The organism is Streptomyces sp. NPDC014727 (genome assembly GCF_043083485.1).
In the GTDB taxonomy this organism is placed as follows: domain Bacteria; phylum Actinomycetota; class Actinomycetes; order Streptomycetales; family Streptomycetaceae; genus Streptomyces.
Genome location: NZ_JBIBYR010000020.1, coordinates 41,826 through 60,388, shown reverse-complemented (window position 1 = coordinate 60,388; position 18,563 = coordinate 41,826). Strand labels below are relative to the sequence as shown.

18 protein-coding genes and 2 pseudogenes are annotated in these 18,563 nt (G+C 70.7%); 9 read left to right on the top strand and 11 right to left on the bottom strand.

What is annotated here, in order from left to right; translation table 11 throughout:
- Positions 1-70: 70 nt before the first annotated feature.
- Positions 71-892 carry an amidohydrolase family protein gene (locus tag ACF1B9_RS27220; protein WP_391745028.1) on the bottom strand — a complete coding sequence of 274 codons (822 nt, stop codon included), beginning with the start codon at positions 890-892 and terminating at the stop codon, positions 71-73.
- Positions 893-1,053: 161 nt separating this feature from the next.
- Here ACF1B9_RS27220 and ACF1B9_RS27215 point away from each other — a divergent pair, with 161 nt between their 5' ends.
- From ACF1B9_RS27215 to lnt, 7 genes and pseudogenes are all read left to right on the top strand, one after another.
- Positions 1,054-2,955, top strand: coding sequence for a hypothetical protein (locus ACF1B9_RS27215; RefSeq protein WP_391745030.1), 1,902 nt, complete (start codon positions 1,054-1,056; stop codon positions 2,953-2,955).
- A complete protein-coding gene (locus ACF1B9_RS27210) occupies positions 2,952-3,908 on the top strand; it encodes an aldo/keto reductase (RefSeq protein WP_391745032.1) in 957 nt (318 codons plus the stop codon). The genes ACF1B9_RS27215 and ACF1B9_RS27210 overlap by 4 nt, the downstream gene beginning before the upstream one ends.
- Positions 3,827-4,753: pseudogene (locus ACF1B9_RS27205) on the top strand (DUF4139 domain-containing protein); the annotation flags it as partial. The gene ACF1B9_RS27210 and the pseudogene ACF1B9_RS27205, both read left to right, overlap by 82 nt.
- Positions 4,729-5,094 (top strand): annotated as a pseudogene (locus ACF1B9_RS27200) (TetR family transcriptional regulator); the annotation flags it as partial. The pseudogenes ACF1B9_RS27205 and ACF1B9_RS27200, both read left to right, overlap by 25 nt.
- 335 nt (positions 5,095-5,429) lie before the next feature.
- The gene (locus ACF1B9_RS27195; RefSeq protein ID WP_391745033.1) at positions 5,430-6,293 is read left to right on the top strand and encodes a universal stress protein; all 864 of its coding nucleotides are present in this window, start codon (positions 5,430-5,432) and stop codon (positions 6,291-6,293) included.
- 69 nt (positions 6,294-6,362) lie between these two features.
- Positions 6,363-6,860 carry a nuclear transport factor 2 family protein gene (locus tag ACF1B9_RS27190; RefSeq protein ID WP_391745035.1) on the top strand — a complete coding sequence of 166 codons (498 nt, stop codon included), beginning with the start codon at positions 6,363-6,365 and terminating at the stop codon, positions 6,858-6,860.
- 100 nt (positions 6,861-6,960) lie between these two features.
- Positions 6,961-8,691: an apolipoprotein N-acyltransferase gene (gene lnt, locus ACF1B9_RS27185; protein WP_391745037.1), complete on the top strand. Its 1,731-nt coding sequence runs from the start codon at positions 6,961-6,963 to the stop codon at positions 8,689-8,691.
- Here lnt and ACF1B9_RS27180 read toward each other — a convergent pair.
- The 3 genes from ACF1B9_RS27180 to ACF1B9_RS27170 all read right to left on the bottom strand — a co-directional run bounded on the left by ACF1B9_RS27180 (position 8,642) and on the right by ACF1B9_RS27170 (position 11,314).
- Positions 8,642-8,989: a hypothetical protein gene (locus tag ACF1B9_RS27180; RefSeq protein WP_391745038.1), complete on the bottom strand. Its 348-nt coding sequence runs from the start codon at positions 8,987-8,989 to the stop codon at positions 8,642-8,644. The two genes, lnt and ACF1B9_RS27180, sit on opposite strands and share 50 nt — an antisense overlap.
- A gap of 155 nt (positions 8,990-9,144) precedes the next feature.
- On the bottom strand, positions 9,145-10,044 hold the full coding sequence (locus ACF1B9_RS27175) for a Gfo/Idh/MocA family protein (RefSeq protein WP_391745039.1): 900 nt from the start codon (positions 10,042-10,044) through the stop codon (positions 9,145-9,147).
- Positions 10,045-10,126: 82 nt separating this feature from the next.
- Positions 10,127-11,314: an FAD-dependent monooxygenase gene (locus ACF1B9_RS27170; protein WP_391745095.1), complete on the bottom strand. Its 1,188-nt coding sequence runs from the start codon at positions 11,312-11,314 to the stop codon at positions 10,127-10,129.
- A gap of 46 nt (positions 11,315-11,360) precedes the next feature.
- On the opposite strand from ACF1B9_RS27170, the gene ACF1B9_RS27165 reads away from it, so the two are divergent.
- Positions 11,361-11,603 (top strand): hypothetical protein, encoded by a 243-nt coding sequence (locus tag ACF1B9_RS27165; protein ID WP_391745097.1) that lies wholly within the window; start codon positions 11,361-11,363, stop codon positions 11,601-11,603.
- Between the two features lie 75 nt (positions 11,604-11,678).
- Positions 11,679-12,131 (top strand): hypothetical protein, encoded by a 453-nt coding sequence (locus tag ACF1B9_RS27160; protein ID WP_391745040.1) that lies wholly within the window; start codon positions 11,679-11,681, stop codon positions 12,129-12,131.
- Between the two features lie 54 nt (positions 12,132-12,185).
- On the opposite strand, the gene ACF1B9_RS27155 is transcribed toward ACF1B9_RS27160, so the two are convergent.
- The 7 genes from ACF1B9_RS27155 to ACF1B9_RS27125 form a co-directional block, all read right to left on the bottom strand.
- Positions 12,186-12,671 (bottom strand): hypothetical protein, encoded by a 486-nt coding sequence (locus tag ACF1B9_RS27155; protein ID WP_391745041.1) that lies wholly within the window; start codon positions 12,669-12,671, stop codon positions 12,186-12,188.
- A 135-nt stretch (positions 12,672-12,806) separates the two neighbouring features.
- Entirely contained in the window at positions 12,807-13,490 is a 684-nt protein-coding gene (locus ACF1B9_RS27150) for a uracil-DNA glycosylase (RefSeq protein WP_391745043.1), read from the bottom strand.
- Between the two features lie 88 nt (positions 13,491-13,578).
- Positions 13,579-15,159, bottom strand: coding sequence for an ABC transporter substrate-binding protein (locus tag ACF1B9_RS27145; RefSeq protein ID WP_391745045.1), 1,581 nt, complete (start codon positions 15,157-15,159; stop codon positions 13,579-13,581).
- 118 nt (positions 15,160-15,277) lie between these two features.
- Complete coding sequence (locus ACF1B9_RS27140; protein WP_376220006.1) at positions 15,278-16,033, bottom strand: SDR family oxidoreductase; 756 nt, start codon at positions 16,031-16,033, stop codon at positions 15,278-15,280.
- Positions 16,034-16,053: 20 nt separating this feature from the next.
- On the bottom strand, positions 16,054-16,815 hold the full coding sequence (gene fabG, locus ACF1B9_RS27135) for a 3-oxoacyl-ACP reductase FabG (protein ID WP_361453063.1): 762 nt from the start codon (positions 16,813-16,815) through the stop codon (positions 16,054-16,056).
- A gap of 236 nt (positions 16,816-17,051) precedes the next feature.
- Positions 17,052-17,435 carry a DUF3037 domain-containing protein gene (locus ACF1B9_RS27130; protein WP_391745047.1) on the bottom strand — a complete coding sequence of 128 codons (384 nt, stop codon included), beginning with the start codon at positions 17,433-17,435 and terminating at the stop codon, positions 17,052-17,054.
- On the bottom strand, positions 17,432-18,286 hold the full coding sequence (locus tag ACF1B9_RS27125) for a HipA family kinase (protein ID WP_391745048.1): 855 nt from the start codon (positions 18,284-18,286) through the stop codon (positions 17,432-17,434). Before ACF1B9_RS27125 ends, ACF1B9_RS27130 begins: the two co-directional genes overlap by 4 nt.
- Between the last annotated feature and the right edge of the window lie 277 nt (positions 18,287-18,563).

Sequence of the window (18,563 nt, the reverse complement as noted above, 5' to 3'; positions counted from 1 at the left end):
GGCCGGAAGAAGGCGACCACTTATCGCCTATCGATGACCCACGAATCGAAGCAGGGCACTCTCAGCGCTGTCAACCACACAGTCCGTACACGCGTTCGGCGGTGGTGTGCAGCACACGTTCCAGCTGAGCGGCGGGGAGATGGGCCAGTCCGAGCCGCGCCACCGCCAGCGAGTCGCCCCGGGAGCCTCGCGGCAGGCAGATCGGCCAGTCGGAGCCGATGAGGCAGCGATCCGGGCCGAAGGCGTCCACCACGTGCCGCACCAGATGCGCCACCCGGTCGGCCGGAACCCCGTGCTGCTGGGTGAGCAGGCCGGAGATCTTCACGGCCACGTGGGGCGTCGTGGCCGTGCGCTCGACGTCCCGGTACCAGTCCCCCGGATCCGCCCTGAGGTTCGGGGGGTTGCCCAGATGGTCGACGACCACGGTCAGCCCGGGATGCCGGGCGGCCACGTCGGCTGCGGCCCGCAGGGCGCCGGTGGCGAGGTTGAGTTCGAGCACCACACCCGCCTCGGCCAGCACCGGGACGAGCGCGCGGGCCGACGCCGGCGTGTCGGCCCAGGCCGGTCCGCCCAGACGCATCCCGTTGGGCCGTGTGTCGCCCAGGCCGTCCAGGAGTCCCCGGAAGCGTTCCGGGCCGGCTTTCCCGTGGACGTGCAGGTTCGCCACGTATCCGGCGACGAGATCAGGCCGTCGCAGACGCAGGTCGCGCAGGGCGAGCGTCTCGCCGGTGTCGCCGCGGGACGCCTCGACCAGGACGGTTCCGGTCAGACCGAGGCCGGCACCCGCGTCCTCCAGATCCCCGGACGAGAACGACCGATGGTGCACGGAATCCGGACGGATCCAGGGGAACCCCTCCTGCGGATTCCACAGGTGAGCATGGCAGTCGATCACCGACGGCTTCCTTTCCGGAGGCGTTGCCGAGTATTGACACGTCAGCCCCCGCCAGTGAGTCTAGCCATCGGTAATCGATGGGCGATTGTGAGGGGCCGGGTGTTCTTGATGCTCATAACCGGGCGAATCGGTGGCACGTCCGTGGCAGGAGTGGCGCACCGATGACGACCACCGCCGACGCCGCGCACGTGCCGCATGCGCGTGCGACCCGCCGTGTCACCGACGTTCCCCGGTGGGCCGCACTCGAAAGGGAACTGTTCGCCGTCCAGGACAAGGCGTGGCGCGTCTTCGCCGACCGCTACACCGAACGCGACGGCCGCCTCGTCTTCCGCGGCGCACTGGGAGAGGGTCTCGACGGCCGCGACGGCGTGGACGACTTCTACGAGCCGTTCTTCAACTGGCCGACGCTCTACCTGCTGGGCGGCAGCGCGGATCTGCTGACCGCGGCACGGCGGCACTGGCACGGGGTCTCCGAGCAGCTCACGGAGATGGGCATGCTGGAGAGCGGCCTTGAGCGCGGCTACGACTGGTTCCACCAGGGCGAGGGGCTGCTCCTCTTCTACGGCCTGTGCCTCGCCGACCCCGGCGACGCCCAACTGCGCGAAATGGCCTGCCACTTCGCCGACTTCTACCTGCCGGGCGGTCCCAACTACGACGCCGGGCACCGGGTGATCCGTGCCCCGCACAACGGCTCCGCCGGCCCGCGCTGGGGCTTCAGCGACCACGACACGTACTTTCCGTGGAGTCTCGCCCTGCGCCCCTACGGGCTGCCGCTCGACGGGATCGACGACGTCACGTCCTTCGACGAGCTGGCCGCCTCCCCCGAGCGCGCTCGCGCCTACGGCCGGGCGATGTGGGACCGCATGGGCCGCGGCGACACCCTCGTGAACCTGGCCGCGACGGGGCTCGCCACCAACGCGTACCTGCTCGGCGGGGACCAGCGCTACGCGGACTGGGTGGCCGAGTACGTCGGCGCGTGGCGGGAGCGGCTCGCCGGGCACGACGTCGTACCCGACAACGCCGGGCTGCACGGTGAGGTGGGCGAGTATCTGGACGGCCGGTGGTACGGCGGCCACTACGGCTGGTCGTGGCCGCACGGGCTCTCTCCGGTCGCCAGCGCCACCCTCGCCGGAGCGTCCAACGCCACGCTGCTGACCGGCGACCGGTCCTTCCTCGACCTCGCCCGCAACCCGCTGGACGCGGTGCTGCGCCGGGCCGAGCACCGGAGCGCCGACGAGATGGGAACCCTGGGCGAGCGCTGGGAGCCGCACCTGCGGGCGATGGCCGACGAGCGCACGCTCATGGTGCCCCAGCGGCACAACGACTCCGGCTGGTTCGACTTCACGATCATGCCCGGCCAACTACCCATGTCGCTCTGGCACTTCAGCCGCGAGGCGGTGGATCAGGAACGCATCGAGCAGCTGCGGGCCGGATCCAACTGGGACTGGACAGCGGTGCACACTCAGCGCATCAAGGACGAGGCCGGGCACGAGGAGCCGTGGTACGAGTTCCTCCAGGGCCGCAATCCGGACTTCCCCGAGCGGATGCTGCTCAGCGCCATGGCCTCCTGCGCCGAACGGACGGAGGCCATCGAGAACGACCCGGTGGATCCGGCCGTGGGCCCTGATGCCCTGGACATCCATCACTGGCAGCATCTCAATCCCGTGGTCACCGAGGCCCTGCTGCAACTGACCACCGGATCGCCGCAGGTGCTCTACAACGGCGGCCTGACCCAACTGCATCTGCGCTACCACGACGCCCTCGACCCACGGCCCGGCCTGCCCCCGGACGTCGCGGCGCTCGTGTCCGACATCCGCCCGGACCACACCGTGGTGGAGCTGGTCAACCTCGGCGGCGCCGATCGCTCGGTGGTCGTGCAGGCGGGTTCGTTCGCAGAACACCTCGTGCACACCGTCCGCGTCGACGACGGACCGGCGCAGGATGTCGGTGGGCCGTACTGCCGGGTGGACCTGCCCGGAGCCACGCGGGTACGACTGACGCTGTCGATGGCGTTGCGCGACGGCCGGCCGACGTACCGGTCCCCGTGGGAGGTGGCCCGATGACCGGCGCGTCGGCGCACGGCGCGCCTTCCCGGCTGCCCTTCGACCTGCCCCGGCTCGGGATCGGCACGGCCCCGCTGGGCGGGTTGTTCCAGGAGGTGTCGGAACAGGACGCGGCCGCCACGCTGGAGGCCGCCGCCGCGGCCGGCATCACCTACTTCGACACCGCCCCGCGCTACGGGCACGGGCAGGCCGAGGACCGTCTCGGCCGGCTGCTGCCGCCGGCCGGGATCGCCGAGCCGGTGATCTCCACGAAGACGGGGTGGCTGCTGCGGCCCGAGCCGGACGGTTCGCCGGGCACGGTGGTGACCGACTGGACGGAGCGCGGGATCCGCGCGTCGCTGGAGTCGAGTCTGACGCGGCTGCGGCGCCCGTCGGTCGACATCCTGTACCTGCACGACCCGGACGACTACCCGGACGAGATCCGGCGTACCGCCTACCCGGCGGTACGCCGCCTCAGGGACGAGGGGCTGGTCCGGGCGATCGGGTTCGGAATGAACCACGGTGATCGCCTCGCCGCGTACGTGGCGGAGTTCGAGGTGGACGTCGTCCTCATCGCCGGCCGGTTCTCCCTGCTCGACCACGAGGCGCTGACGACGCTGCTGCCGCTGTGCGCGAAAACCGGCACCGCCGTGGTCGTGGGCGGGGTCTTCAACACCGGTCTGCTCGCCGACCCGTCGGACGACGCCATGTTCAACTACCGGCCGGTGCAGGCGGAGGCGCTGACTCGCGCACAGCGGTGCCGCGAGATCTGCGCCGAGTTCGGGGTTCCGCTCGCCGCGGCCGCGATCCAGTTCCCGTACCTGCATCCCGCCGTCACGTCGGTCGTGGTCGGCTGCCGGTCGGCTGCCGAGGTCACGGCGAACGCCGCGGCATCCCGGTTCCCGATCCCGGACCGGCTGTGGCAACGGCTCGCCGCGGAGGGTTTCGTGCCTTCGCAGTTGCCGGCCGTCTAGCCGGACAGGCTCGGACCCGCCCCGGCCCGTCCGTCGGCCGGGGCGGGTCCGCCCGGGTGGAGGCGGTCGCCGGTCATGGCGATCCCGTCCGGACAGGGAACTGGCAGCAGACCTCTCCGACGCCCGAGCGCGCCCGTGGCGCCGGAGGGTTCGGGCCGCTGCCGTCCACCGACGACTCCGCCCTGCGCCACCGCGTGCACACCCTCGAAGAGGAGCCGCTTGCTCTGGGGCAGCGACGCGACCGGCTGCATGCCCGCCTCGACCTGCTCGGCCGCCTCGCCGCCGACGTGCTGCGGGAGATCGGCGAAGGCGCCGGATCCGGGGAGCGCGAACGGCCCCGCTGGGCCCGCGAACTGGACCGGGTGGACCACGAGCGTGACATGCAGGGCGAGCGACTGCGTGCCGTGGAGGCCCGGCTGGCCGCCCTCGCGGTCGAACTCGGGGAAGCCCGGCGGGCCATGGATCTCTCCGAGGAGGAGCCCGCCGAGCTGGTCGGCCACATCGAGTTGACCGTGAAGGCCGCGGTCGCCGGGCCCGTCGCACTGCGCCTGAGCCACCTCACCCCGTGTGCGCTGTGGCGCCCCGCGTACCGGGCCGCGCTCGACGGGGACTCCCTGACCCTGGAGACCGACGCGATGGTCTGGCAGCGCACCGGGGAGGACTGGTCGGATGTACGGCTGACACAGTCGACGGCCCGCTCGGCGTCGGCGACCGATCCGCCACGGCTGGACGAGGACCGGCTGACGCTCAACGACCGCTCCGCAGCGGAGCGCCGCACGGTCGACGTCGAACTGCGCGAGGAGGAGATCGGGACCCTCGGCCGTCCGTGGCGCTGCGGCACGCCGTCTCGGTCCCCATCGCCGCCTGCGCCGACCATTCCGACAGGGCTCTGCGCGTGGTTCAGCTGATTCTGCGCACCCCCGCCCTGCTCGCACGCTTCCTGGAGCGCCAGGCACAATGGCGCTCCGACCTGACGACGGAGCTGACTCACCGTCCGGGGCCGGTCGCCGACACCGATCTGTACCCGCCACTGGCCGCCGGAATGGCGCTGGCCGCCTTCGACGCCGTGCTGCGGTGGTGGAGCGACAGCAACGGCACCGAGGACCCGATGGAACTGATCGACCGGGCCTTCGCCGTGATCGCCCCGGCACTGGACGCCGCCCACATGACGGAGAAGACGCAGTGACCCCGGACCGGTGGGGGCGCGTGGAACGAGCCGGCGGGGCCTTCTGGCGCTCGGTCGATGCGCGATCCGGAGCCACCAGGAGGCCCCACGTCTCGCGCGCGCAGCACTGAAGGATCGTCGCGCCCGCTGCACACGCCGGGCCTGCCCCGAGGGAAGGCCCAGGAGCGGCTGGTACGCCCCGGGCGGTGGGAGCGAACCACCCGTGAGTGGGCGACGACCGCCCGCACCGGCGCCCCGACGACAACCGTCCCCGGCAGATGGGGCCGAAAGTCCCTGCCGCACCAGGTGCGCGCGTACCAGTGTGGGACATGTACCGCCGCAACCTGGAGGGAATCATGACCGCCACCGAGCTTCCCGTGATCGCAGCCGTCGACGGCTCGTCGCACAGCCGTGAGGCGCTCGACTGGTCCGCCCACGAAGCCGTCCGCCGGAGGCTCCCGCTGGTGATCGTGCATGCCCGCACGCCGACCCGCCACGCCGTCCCGGAAACACAGCAGCGCGAGGCGGAGGAGTTGCTCACCCGGTCCGTGCGAAGGGTGGCCGGGATCGCTCCCGATCTGCACCCGAGGACGCTCGCGCCGCTGGACTTTGCCGCGGCAGCGCTGACCTCGCTCAGCAACGAGGCCTCGCTGGTCGTCGTCGGCTCGCGCGGTCTGGGAGGTTTCCGGTCACTGTTGCTCGGCTCCAACAGCCTGGCGATCGCCTCGATGGCCAGGTGCCCCGTCGTCGTCATCCACAGCGGACCGCCCGACGAGCACGAGGAGGAGTCGAAGGAGGCCTTCCGCGACATCGTCGCGGGCGTCGCCGCCGACGAGAGCAGTGAAGCGGTGCTGGAGTTCGCCTTCTCGACGGCCGCCTCCCGGCCCGGTGCGCGACTGCGGATCGTGCACGGCTGGACGATGTTCTCCTCGATGCTGTCGGGCGGACCCGTCTTCGACCGGGACGCGGCGGCTGGTGCGGCCGAACGGAGTCTCGCCGAAGTCACCGCGGGGTGGCGGGAGAGGTACCCGCAGGTCGAGGTCGTCAGGGAACCCGTCGGCGGCTCCGCCTCACGCACCCTGGTCACCGCCTCGGCCACCGCGGCACTGACCGTGATCGGGCGGCGCAAGGGCGGTGAGTCCCTCGGGCTCGGGCTCTCCCCGGTCGCGCAGACCACGCTCACGCACGCGCTCGGCCCGGTGGCGGTGGTGCCCTGCTGACGGCATCGCCCGGCCCGCTGTGCGTGCACGCCCCTTGGCCTCGCACGCCGGCGGGCAGACACTGACCCGATGACGCAGCGCGTGGATCTCGCGACCGTGATGGACCGGTTGTCCGTCGATGCAGTGATCACCGGCTATGCGAGGGCGGTGGACGACGGCGCATGGGCGGACTACCGCGCCCTGTTCGCCGAGGACGGCCGTGCCGACTACCGCAGTGCGGGCGGTATCGAGGGGTCTGCGGCCGAGGTCGCCCGGTGGCTCGCGGAGACCATGCGGTTCTTCCCCGTACGCCAGCACCTGATCGTCAACCGTCTGGTCGCCCTCCCGGACCTGGACGGCTGTCCGGGCGACCGCGCCGAGGTGCGAGCCGACTACGTCAACCCGATGCGGCTGGAGAGCGCGGAAGGGGACGGGGGCGGCTCCGGGGCGCGGGCGGGCGCGCCGAACTTCGTCTCCGGCGGGCGGTACACCTTCACTCTGGCGCGTACGGGGAGCGGCTGGCGGATCCGTACCGTCACCGTCCACGAGAGGTGGCGCGGCACGACGGACTCGCTCCTGCCGGGCTGATCCCGCCCGTCGAGGCTTCCGCTCCCCGGCCCGGGGGAAGAACTGCGGAACGGGGGGCCAGGGGGGAGACTGCTGATCAGGCGGGACGAGGAGGCGCGGCATGCGAATTCCGGCCGGTCGGGGCGAGCAGTGGGAGCGGGTACTGCGGTCCGGCCGGTGGCGAGGCTGTCTCGCACTGCTCGCCGGTGCGCTGCCCGCGCTCGCGTTCCCCGCGCCGTCCCTGTGGTGGCTCGCCCCGGTCGCACTGGTGCCGTGGCTGCTGCTGATCCGCTCCGCCGGTACGGGGCGCAGGGCGGCGCTCGACGGCTGGCTCGGCGGGATGGGCTACCTGCTCGCCGTGCACCAATGGCTGTTGCCGAGCCTCCATGTCTTCCTCGTGATCCTGGCGGCGCTGCTCGGTCTGCTGTGGGCGCCCTGGGGCCTGCTGGTCCTCCGGGTGCTGCGCGGGCCGGTGTCCGCCGCGAACGCAGCGACTGCGGTCGTCGTGGTGCCGTGCGGTTGGCTGATGATCGAGCTGGTCCGTTCCTGGCAGGGTCTCGGCGGCCCCTGGGGGCTGCTCGGTGCCAGCCAGTGGGAGGTGACTCCCGCACTGCGGGTGGCCTCCGTCGGCGGAGTGTGGCTGGTGAGCCTTCTGCTGGTGGCGGTGAACACCGCGGTCGCCCTGCTGTTCGTGACCGCCGCCGCCCGTACGGTCGCCTTCGTAGGCCTCGCGGTGTGCGCCTTGGCCGTGGGGACGATGGCGCAGTGGGCGCCGCGGCCCGAGCAGTCGGGCGTGGCCAGGATCGCCGTCGTGCAGCCAGGTGTGATCGCGGGTCCGCGGAGCGTCGAGCGCCGACTGGCGGTCAGTGAGCGGCTGACCCGCTCTCTGGTGGGACGCGATCTCGATCTGGTGGTGTGGGGCGAGAGCAGTGTCGGTGTGGACCTCTCCCGGCACCCGGACATCACTGCCCGGATCGCGGCCCTCTCGCGCCGGCTGGGCGCGGATGTGCTGGTCAACATGGACGCCCGGCACACCGGCGGATCGAGGCGGACCGGGATCTTCAAGTCCGCCGTGCTGGTGGGCCCGGACGGGCTGACAGGGGACCGGTACGACAAGATGCGGCTGGTGCCGTTCGGTGAGTACGTCCCGGCCCGGTCGGTGCTCGGGTGGGTCACGTCCGTGGGCAGGGCCGCGGGCGAGGACCGGCTGCGGGGCACCCACTCGGTGACGATGTGGCTGCCCTCCGCGCTCGGCGGGAAAGGACTGCGCATCGGTCCGCTGATCTGCTTCGAGTCCGCGTTCCCCGACATGAGCCGGCGGCTGACCCTGGACGGCGCTCAGGTGCTGATCGACCAGTCGTCGACGTCGACGTTCCAGCACAGCTGGGCTCCCGCACAGCACGCCTCGCTCGGAGCGCTGCGCGCCGCCGAGAACGGCCGCCCGATGGTGCATGCCACGCTCACCGGCATCAGCGCGGTGTACGGCCCGCAGGGGGCCCCGGTCGGTGAACCGCTCGGTACGGACACGAGCGGCGCCGTCGTGTACGACGTACCGCTGGCGTCCGGTACGACGCTCTATGTGCGGCTGGGCGACTGGCCCGTGCAGGGGGCGGTGGCGGTGCTGGCCGTTTTCTGCGCCTTCGAGGGGGTGCGGTGGTTGCGCAGGCGTGACCGGGGCGGGCCGGTCGGGGCGAGGGCTGCGGCGGCTGCGGTGGAGACCTCGGGTCCGGTGGATTCCTCACGCTCAGGGACCGCCGGGCCGACCGGTTCGGACCAGCCCGGCCCGGGCACCGCCTCCCGCACTATCCCGGGCCGTGCACGGAGACGATGTGGCCCTGGGCGTCGACGGTGAGCGCGACGCGCTCGACCCTGTTCGTCACGGCCAGCACCAGCCACACGCCGCCCCAGAGAAAGCAGGTGAAGACCATGAGGACGGCGTGCAGCACGTGGTTCAGCGGTCGGCCACGGACCATGACGACCTGGGTCTCGGAACGGGACTCCACACGCCAGCCGCTCGCGATCCGCTGATTGACCGCCCAGTCGAGGATCAGCGCGCGCTGCATCGCGTCGGGCGGCCGCCCGTCGGCCGAGTAGTAGCCGGGCGGCGGCTGAAGCGCTCCCCAGCCCTTTGGCTCGTCGTGGGGCCTCACGAGGTCACCTCCACGGGCCGGTGGTCCATCACCCCAGCCTGCATCGGGGTGGGGCCCGACGCATCCCGGGGGCCGGTGGCCCAGGGATGGTCGGTGGGATCTCGCCTGGCTCGCATGTCTTCCGGGGGGTGAGGCAGGCGGTGGTTCCTCCGGACTCAGGCAACGTCCAGGTCGCGCAGGATGCGCTCGCACAGCTCGTGGGTGCGCAGGGCGTCCTCGGCGCTGAGCACCTTTCCGGCCCGCACGGCTCCCAGGAAGGACAGCACGCTCTGCTCGATGCCGCGCTGCCGGGCCACGGACACCCAGTCGCCGCGCCGCCGTACGCTCGGCTGCCCCTTGTGGTCGATCACTTCGGCGAGGTTGACGACCTCTCGCTTGGAGTCCTGCCCCGAGACCTCCAGCCGCTCCTCGGTCGAGCCGCTGAGCCGGTTCATCATCCCGATGGCGGTGAATCCGTCGCCGGACAGCTGCAGCACGACATGGTGCATCAGCCCGTCGCGGATCCTGGCCTGCACAGCGGTGTGCTCGACCGGCCCCGGAACCAGGAAGCGCAGGGTGTCGACGACGTGGATGAAGTCGTCGAGCACCATGGTGCGGGGGTCCTCGGGCAGGCCCACCCGGTTCTTCTGCATGAGGATCAGCTCGCGCGGGTGTTCGGCACACTGCGCGTAGCCGGGCGCGACCCTGCGGTTGAAACCGACGGCCAGGCTCACCCCGCGGTCCTCGGCAAGGCTCACCAGCCTTTCGGAATCGGCGAGTTCGTAGGCCAGCGGCTTGTCCACGTACGTGGCGACGCCCGCGTCCAGCAGCCGGGCCACGATCTCCGGGTGCACGGCCGTCGGCGCGTGGACGAAGGCGGCGTCCAGCCTCTGGTCGAGCAGCGATTCCAGATCGGTGTGGCACTGCCCGGACGGGATCCGGTAGGACTCGGCGACCTCGGTCAGGGTGGCGGGGGTACGGGTCTGCAGATGCAGTTCGACCCCGGGCCGAGTGGTCAGAACCGGCAGATACGCCTTCTTCGCGATGTCGCCGAGTCCGATGCAGCCGACCTTCACAGGGGTCTCCCTCTCACTGTCCGGCGCGGGCCCTGCGGTGCCGCCGGACGAGGGTGCCCCGTAGAGCCCTTCGGACCGATGTCTACCGCGGTGACCTGTGCGCCTCCTTCGTCCGGGCAGCATACGTGTGCTGCGGCGGCTGCCAGTCCGCGATGCCGTCGAAGGTCCGCAGGACCAGCGTGGGCCCGAGACGCGAAGTGACGGACATCAGCGCGTCGCGCAGTGCCACGGCCGGACCGCTCGTCAGGCGCATGAGCCGGGCGGCCTGCGCGGCCTTGCGGACGACGGCGGATGTACGGGGAAGCCGGTCGGCGGTGTACGCCGCCAGACCCGCGCCGAGGTCCCCCTCAGGCATCACATGGTGGGCGAGCACGATCGCGTCCTCGACGGCTTGGTTGCCGCCCTGTCCCAGGCTGGGTGCCATGGCATGCGCGGAGTCGCCGAGGAGGACGACCCGCCCGCGGTGGAAGGACGGCAGGGGGTCGATCAGTTGGTGCACGTCGTTGCGGAGCACCTGGCCGGGCTCGGCGGCGGCGATGATCGAGGGGATCGGGTCGTGCCAGCTGCCGAACCGCCGCATCAGCTCTGCCTTCTCGTCGTCGGCGGCACGTGCTCCGGCGGGGGCCACCGCGGCCCCGTAGGCGTAGATCCGGCCGTCCTTGAGCGGCTGGGTGCCCCAGAGGGCGCCACGCCCCCAGGTCTCGTGCGGGGCGAAGGGCCGCTCGGGCGCGGGGACGACGATGCGCCAGGTGGTGAATCCGGCGTACGAGGGTCCGGGGTGGGCCGGGAAGAGAGCCCCGCGCACGCCGGAGTTGATGCCGTCGGCGCCGATCACGAGGTCGGCCTCGATGTCCCCGGACGCCGTGGTGACCACGGCTCGCGCCCCGTCCGCGACGCCCGGGTCCAGCAGTTCCGCGGCGGCATCGGTACGGACGGCGGACTCGGGCAGCCGGGCCACCAGGCGGTCGACGAAGGCGGCCCGGTGCAGCAGGACGAGCGGCCCACCGAACCGCGCGGCCGCGGCGGCGCTGTTCGTGCGGGAGAGCCAGCGGCCGCTCGGGGTGCGCATGCCGCCCTCGCCCTGCCGGGCGGCGAGTGACCTGATCTCGTCGCCGAGGCCGATGACGTCCAGGGCGCGCTGTGAATTGGGGGCGAGGGCGATACCCGCACCGACGGGTTCCAGGGAGGCGGCGCGTTCCAGAACAGTGACCCGCCAACCGCACCCGTGCAGGGCCACCGCCGCGGTGAGTCCGCCGATTCCGCTGCCGATGACGACGGCATGGGGATGATCTCTTGAGACGACCCGGCGCCCGGAGCTGCGAGAGTTCTTCGACGCGACGGGACGACGGTTCCGCGAGCCGCTGTCGGCGCTGATGACCGCGGCCGGATCGGCCGAGCCCGAGCGGCACACCCTCTCCCTGGTGGCCTGGTGCGAGGGGCTGATGTTCTCGTGTGCCGCGGGATCGTTCCACCGCTCGGTACCGACCGAGGAAGAACTGCGCACCGGCTTCACCGAACTGCTGCGCGGAATGCTGGGTTCCGATTGGACGTTGCGCTGACCGGAGTCACTCGTGCGGGCCAATCAACGCTTCCCGGCTCACTCCGAACCGGGTCCGCACAGCAGAGTTACTCAGGTGCAACGAACCAGAATCACCGTGAAGCTCCTGGTCGGCGTCGCCGTCACGACGCTGTCCGGCTGTGTGTCCGTGGCCCCGCAGGCGGACGTTCCGGCCCGGCCCGGGAACAGCAGGCCCGGCCAGGACCTGGCTCCGCAGATCATGCCGCCACCCGCCCACGACAGACTGGAAGCCGTACCTGGCCCGCGGGCGTCCGTCTCCGCGTCCGCCCCGACCATCGGCACATCGCCGGACTCCCGGCGCGCCGCGCCCCACGCGCAGCGACAACGCAACCCCGCCGAAGCGGCACGGCCCCGGACGCGTCACGCCCCGCCCGCCGTGACCGCGCCCGCCCCGGCCCTGCCGGCCCCCGTCTCGGGGACGGACGTCTGCGCACTGGGGCGGGGGTACGGGCACTGGCCCGCGGGCAGCCCGCAGTCCCGCATCTGTGAGAACACCTACGGTCACTGAGCCCGGCAGGAGAGAGCCGGGTGGGTGGCCCGTCCGCCACGGACGGGCCACCCCTCACAGCTCCCGCAGCCTCAGCTCCAGCCGCGCGATCGCCGCGCGGACCCCTCCCCCGTATCCGTCGTCCACCCCGTCGTCCGCGAGGACATCGGAGGCGGCGCGCGCCCTGTCCAGATGGATCCGGGCCGCCTCGGGACGCTGGAGCTTCACATAGTCCGCCGCGAGATTGAGATGGAGCGAGGGGTAGAACGCCCGCACCGCGAGCGCGTCGGCATGTTGCGCCGCGCGCTCGTCGGTCAGGCTGTCTGCCGCGGTCAACGCCCGCAGGTCCCAGGCCAGTTCATCGCCGGGGTCGTCCTGGGTGTCGGCCATGTAGTGCGCGAGGGTACAGCGGTGCAGGGCTTCACCGTCCTCGCCGATCTCCGACCAGAGGCCGCCGAAGCGATTGCGGGCCTCTTCCCGGTCACCGCCGTGCAGCAGCATGATCGCCTGGCCGATCCTGGTCATGACGGCGTCCTTCGACGCCTCCCGCTGCTCCGTCACCGCGGCCTCCCTGTTCCTGTCCACCCGTTCCCGATCGACGCTAGCCGCAGCCGCGGTCAATCCCGCAGAGGCTCGGGCGGGCGTCCCGGGTCTGTCCTCCCGGCGCCCGCCGTCGGCGGGGTGATGACCCCGGCGTCAGCCCAGATCGGGGATGCGCCAGTCGATGGCCTGGTGCCCCTGCGCCGCCACCGCCTCGTTGATCTGTGTGAACGGACGGGAGCCGAAGAACTTCTTGGCGGAGAGCGGCGACGGGTGTGCACCCTTCACCACCACATGCCGTTCCTCGTCGATCAGCGGGAGCTTCTTCTGGGCGTAGTTGCCCCAGAGCACGAAGACCGCCGGATCGGGCCGCGAGGCGACCGCGCGGATCACCGCATCGGTGAACTTCTCCCAGCCCTTTCCCTTGTGCGAGTTGGCCTCGCCCGCGCGCACCGTCAGCACGGCGTTGAGCAGGAGCACACCCTGCTCGGCCCACGGCATCAGATATCCGTTGTCCGGGACGGGCAGGCCGAGCTCCTCCTTCATCTCCTTGTAGATGTTCCGCAGGGAGGGCGGGGTCTTCACACCCGGCCGTACCGAGAAGCACAGGCCGTGCCCCTGCCCCTCGCCGTGGTACGGGTCCTGACCGAGGACGAGGACCTTCACCTTGTCGTAGGGCGTGGCCTCCAGGGAGGCGAACACCTGGTCGCGCGGCGGATAGACCGGCCCCTTGGCCCGCTCCTCCTCGACGAACTCGGTGAGCTCCTTGAAGTAGGGCTTCTGCAGCTCTTCGCCGAGGACGCCGCGCCACGACTCGGGCAGCAGGTCGGTGTCGGTCACGTCAACAACCTCCGGTAAGTAATACGTTCTTCACCCGAGAACCTACCGGGGGCCACTGACAACGGACCCCGCGAGCCCTGCCGCCGGCCTACCAGCTGGCCTTGCGGTACAGCTCCCACATCTGCATGACCGTCTGCGGGTCCAGCGCGCGCTCCCCGCCGCCGATGTCCTCGCCGGAGGCGACATACAGCTTGCCCTGCCACAGCGGCAGCAACCGTACGTCGTCGACCAGGATCTGCTGGGCCCGTTCGAACTGCTTGCTGACCGCTCCCCGGTCGCTCTCCTTGCGGGTCTGTGGCAGCAGCTGCTGGGTGATCTCGTTCTTCACGTACGGCATCCCGGTGATGCTGTCCTTGCCCACGAAGGGGGCGATGAAGTTGTCCGGGTCCGGGAAGTCCGGGAACCAGCCGCGGCCGAAGACGGGGTACTGGCCCTTGGTGAACCCTTCCTGGAACTCCTTCCAGGGCTTGCTCCGCAGCGTGATCCGGAACAGTCCGGAGGCTTCCAGCTGACGCTTGAGCTCGTCGAACTCGGGTGCCGTGGAGGAGCCGTATCGGTCGGTCGTGAACCAGAGCGTCATCTCGACGGGCCTGGTGATACCGGCCTTGGCGAGGATCTGCTTCGCCTTGCCCTTGTCCGGTTCGCCGTAGGCGTCGAAGAAGCTGGTGGTGTGACCGGCGATGCCCTTGGGGACCATGGAGTACAGCGGCTCGGCGGTGCCCTGGTAGACCTTGGCCACCAGCGCGTCACGGTCGACGAGCTGAGCGATGGCCCGCCGTACGGCCACGTTCCCGGCAGCCGGGTCCTCGGGGTTGAAGACCAGGAATCGGATGTCCGCGCCGACCGTCTCCACGATCTGCAGATTGCTGTCCGGGTCCTTGTTGTCCTCGAGATTGACCACCTCCTCGGCGGTGAGGCCCCGGTAGATCGCGTCGATCTCCTTCTTCTTCAGTGCCGCGACCACGGGCGCCGATTCCTTGAAGTACCGGATGGTCACGGCGTCGTTCTTACGGTTGGCGAAGCCCTCGTAGTCCGGGTTCTTCACCAGATCGGCCCGATTCCCCGGCTTGTACGAATCAAGCAGGTAGGGTCCGGAACCGGTGACCTTTCCATCGCTGCGGATCTTGTGCTTGGAATAGTCACTGGGCGCCACGAGCGACATCGCGGGGGTGGCGAGGATGAAGGGGAAGGTGGCGTCCGGCTTGGTCAGATGGAAGACGACGACGTCGTCCCCCCTGGTCTCGACCCGGTCGAGCGAGCCGAGCATGCCGAAGGGTCCGCCCTTGACCTTGATGTCCCTGATCCGGTCGATGGAGTACTTCACGGCCTCGGCGTCGAGTTTGTCGCCATTGGAGAATTTCAGGCCCTCGCGGAGTTTGCACCGGTAGGCCGTGCTGCTGGTATCGGTGAACGTGCACGATTCCGCGGCATCGGGCTCGGGACTGGTGCTGCCCGTGGGAAAGCTCACCAGGGTCTGGAAGACATTCCGCATCAGCTCCCAGGAGTTGTCCCACGCCGCCGCAGGATCGAGGGTGGAGGGCTCACTGGTCGTACCGACGACGATTTTCTGTTCCTCTTTCGAGCTGCCGTCGGAGAGAAGTCCGCAGCCTGCCAGCAGAGAAAGGGAAGCAAGGACTGCAGCGGCCTGCACACTGGCCCGGTAGAACACGTGAACGCTCCTCGATCAGCCATGGGTCGGCAGACCTTACCGCAGTGCCCCGTCGGGTCAATCCGCAGGCCCGACAGGGCACTTGAGTCAATCAGGGCCAAAACCGCTCAGGCCGCGCTCAGCTCACGCCGGCATTCAGGAAGATCCCGCCGTCGACGACCAGGGTCTGTCCGGTGATCCATTCGGACTGGCTCGACGTGAGGAACGCGGCGGCGCCGCCGATGTCCTCGGGAGCGCCCAGTCGGCCGAGCGGATAGGCGGCGGCAGCCTCCGCCTCACGGCCCTCGTACAGCGCCCGGGCGAACTTCGTCTTCACCACCGCGGGAGCGATCGCGTTGACCCGGACGACCGGCGCGAACTCATGCGCCAACTGGAGGGTCAGATTGACCATGGCGGCCTTGCTCATGCCGTAGGCGCCGACGAACGGCGAGGCGGAGATCCCGGCGATCGAGGCGATGTTGACGATCGCCCCGCCGTTCTCCCTCTGCCAGGCCTTCCAGGTCTGCTGGGCGAAACCGAGCGCCGAGATCACATTGGTCTCGAACACCTTGCGGGCGACATTGAGATCGAGGTCAGCCATCGGACCGAAGACCGGATTCGTCCCCGCATTGTTGACGAGGAAGTCGACCCGGCCGAACGCCTCCATGGTGCGCTCGACGGCCGCCGCCTGGTGCGCCTCGTCGTGCGCCTTGCCCGCCACGCCGATGACCCGGTCGGAGCCGAGCCGCTCCACGGCTTCCTTGAGGGCCTCCTCGCCGCGTCCGGTGATGCACACCCGGTCACCGCGGGCCACGAGCGCCTCCGCGACGCCGTAGCCGATGCCCCGGCTCGCGCCCGTGATGAGCGCGACCTTCCCGCTGTCCTGCACAGTCATGATGTCCGTCTCCCTTCGGATCAGTTGAGCGGTCCGCCGGCGACGTACATCACCTGGCCGGAGACGAAGCCCGCCGCGTCGCCCGTGAAGAAGGCGATGGCGTTGGCGATGTCCTCGGGACGGCCGACGCGCTGCACCGGGATCTGCGTGGCGGCAGCGGCCTGGAACTCCTCGAAGCCCATGCCGATGCGGGCCGCGGTCTGCGCGGTCATCTCGGTGACGATGAAGCCGGGAGCGACGGCGTTGGCGGTGATGCCGAACTTGCCGAGCTCCTTGGCGAGGGTCTTCGTGAAGCCCTGCAGACCGGCCTTGACGGCGGAGTAGTTGGCCTGACCGCGGTTGCCGAGCGCCGAGGAGGAGGAGAGCGAGACGATGCGGCCGAACCCGGCGTCCACCATGTGCTTCTGGACGGCCTTGGCCATCAGGAACGCGCCCTTGAGGTGTACGTTCATGACGGTGTCCCAGTCGGACTCGCTCATCTTGAAGAGCAGGTTGTCGCGGAGCACGCCCGCGTTGTTGACGAGGATCGTCGGAGCCCCGAGCTCGGCGGCGACCCGCGCGACCGCGGCTTCCACCTGGGCGCTGTCCGACACATCGCAGCCGACGGCGAGGGCGGTGCCCCCGGCGGCGGTGATCTTCTCGACGGTGTCCTTGCAGGCCGCCTCGTCGAGGTCGAGTACGGCGACGGCACGGCCCTCGGCCGCCAGGCGTACCGCGGTGGCGGCGCCAATGCCCCGCGCCGCTCCGGTCACGATGGCGACGCGCTGCTCGGTGGTGGACATGCTTGGTTCTCCTCGCCCTTGGATCGCCGCTCAGCGGACGTCGGGGCACCCCCGGCACGGAATCCTCGTGTGCGCGGAACCTTCCCGATAGCTGAGCAACCGCTTAGTACCTTCAGCAGACGAGACGCTAGAAGCCCTGGCACCCGGTGTCAACGGCCCACGGCCACAGGGGTGCATGTCACACCCGACGGCGCCGCCGCCTCGGTGGTCAGGTGCGGCGCCGCGGGGCAGGAGGATCAGCGGACGAGCAGGTCGAGCAGCCGCGTGACCTCGGCCTCCGGGTCGTTCGTGAGGCCGCTGTGCACGGGGCTCGGCTGGATGACGGTGGAGCGCGGCGCGATCAGCCAGCGGAAGCGGCGGCCGGCATCGTCACGGGCCGCCTGGCCCGCGTCCGTACCACCGCGGCAGACTCCCTCCACCGCATGCAGGGCTGCCCGTACACCGACCACGTCGGCGTTCGGGTCCAGCGCCTTCAGCTTGGCCTCGTCGAGATGGGTGCGGGCGGCGACGAACCCCCGCGCGCGGCAGTAGACGACCACGCCCGCGTTGAAGAACTCGCCACGCTGCACCCGCGGCACCACGCGCAGCAGCGCGTACTCGAAGACATCGCGCTCACTCACCGCTGGCCGCCCTTGTCGTTCTTCTTGGTGGGGTGCGGCCACGGGGTGAGGTGCTCGGTGAGCCAGCCGGGGGCCTGGGAGGGCTTGGGTTCGGTGGGGGCCTCCATCGTGATCCGCTCATGGATGGTCGCGGCGCGCGGCAGCAGCGCCTCCACGTAGGCGCGGCGCAGCTCGTCCGTGGAATCGAAGCCGGGCTCGTCCACCAGCCATTCGTCGGGGACGTCGGCCGTGACCTCGGTGAGCAGTTCCTCCGTGACCAGCGGAGCGAGCTCGGCGGCGGCCGCCGCGACATCGGGGGCGAAGGGGGCGAGCGCGTGGTCCGAGGCGTTGTACGGCTTGGCGGCTGAGGTCTGGGCTCCGGGCCAGTTGTGATGCCAGATCATGGTGGCACCGTGATCGATGAGCCACAGGTCGCCGTGCCAGATCAACATGTTCGGATTGCGCCAGGAACGGTCCACGTTGTTGATCAGGGCGTCGAACCAGACGACCCGTCCGGCTTCCCGGGAGTCCACCTGGTAAGCGAGCGAGTCGAAGCCGATCGATCCCGGCAGGAAGTCCATCCCCAGGTTGAGCCCACCGCTGGCCTTCAGGAGTTCCTGCACCTCCTGGTCGGGCTCGGCGAGCCCGATGACCGGGTCGAGCTGGATCTGCACGAGATCGGGGACGCGGAGACCGAGCCGGCGGCCGAGCTGTCCGCAGATGACCTCCGCGACCAGGGTCTTGCGCCCCTGTCCGGCGCCGGTGAATTTCATGACATAGGTGCCGAGGTCGTCGGCCTCGACGATTCCTGGCAACGATCCACCCTCCCGCAAGGGCGTGACGTAGCGGGTCGCTGTGACTTCGGTGAGCATTTTCCCAGGCTATACGGCTCAGATCCCTGGAGATCCACGGACCGAGGTCAGGGCCGTACAGCCTGGGGAAACACCCGGATCAGCCCTGGGGAGGATCCGGGGAGTTCTGGCCCGCGACCCGCTTTCCGAGGAAACCGTCGATCACAGCCCGGCCCCGCTTCCCGGCCTCCGGCATGAGGTGCGCGCAGTAACCGAGCGGAATCGGCGATGAGTACCCCCAACCGCTGGGCCAGGGTGACGACAGACTCGCCTGCCTCCAACAGGATCGAGGCATAGG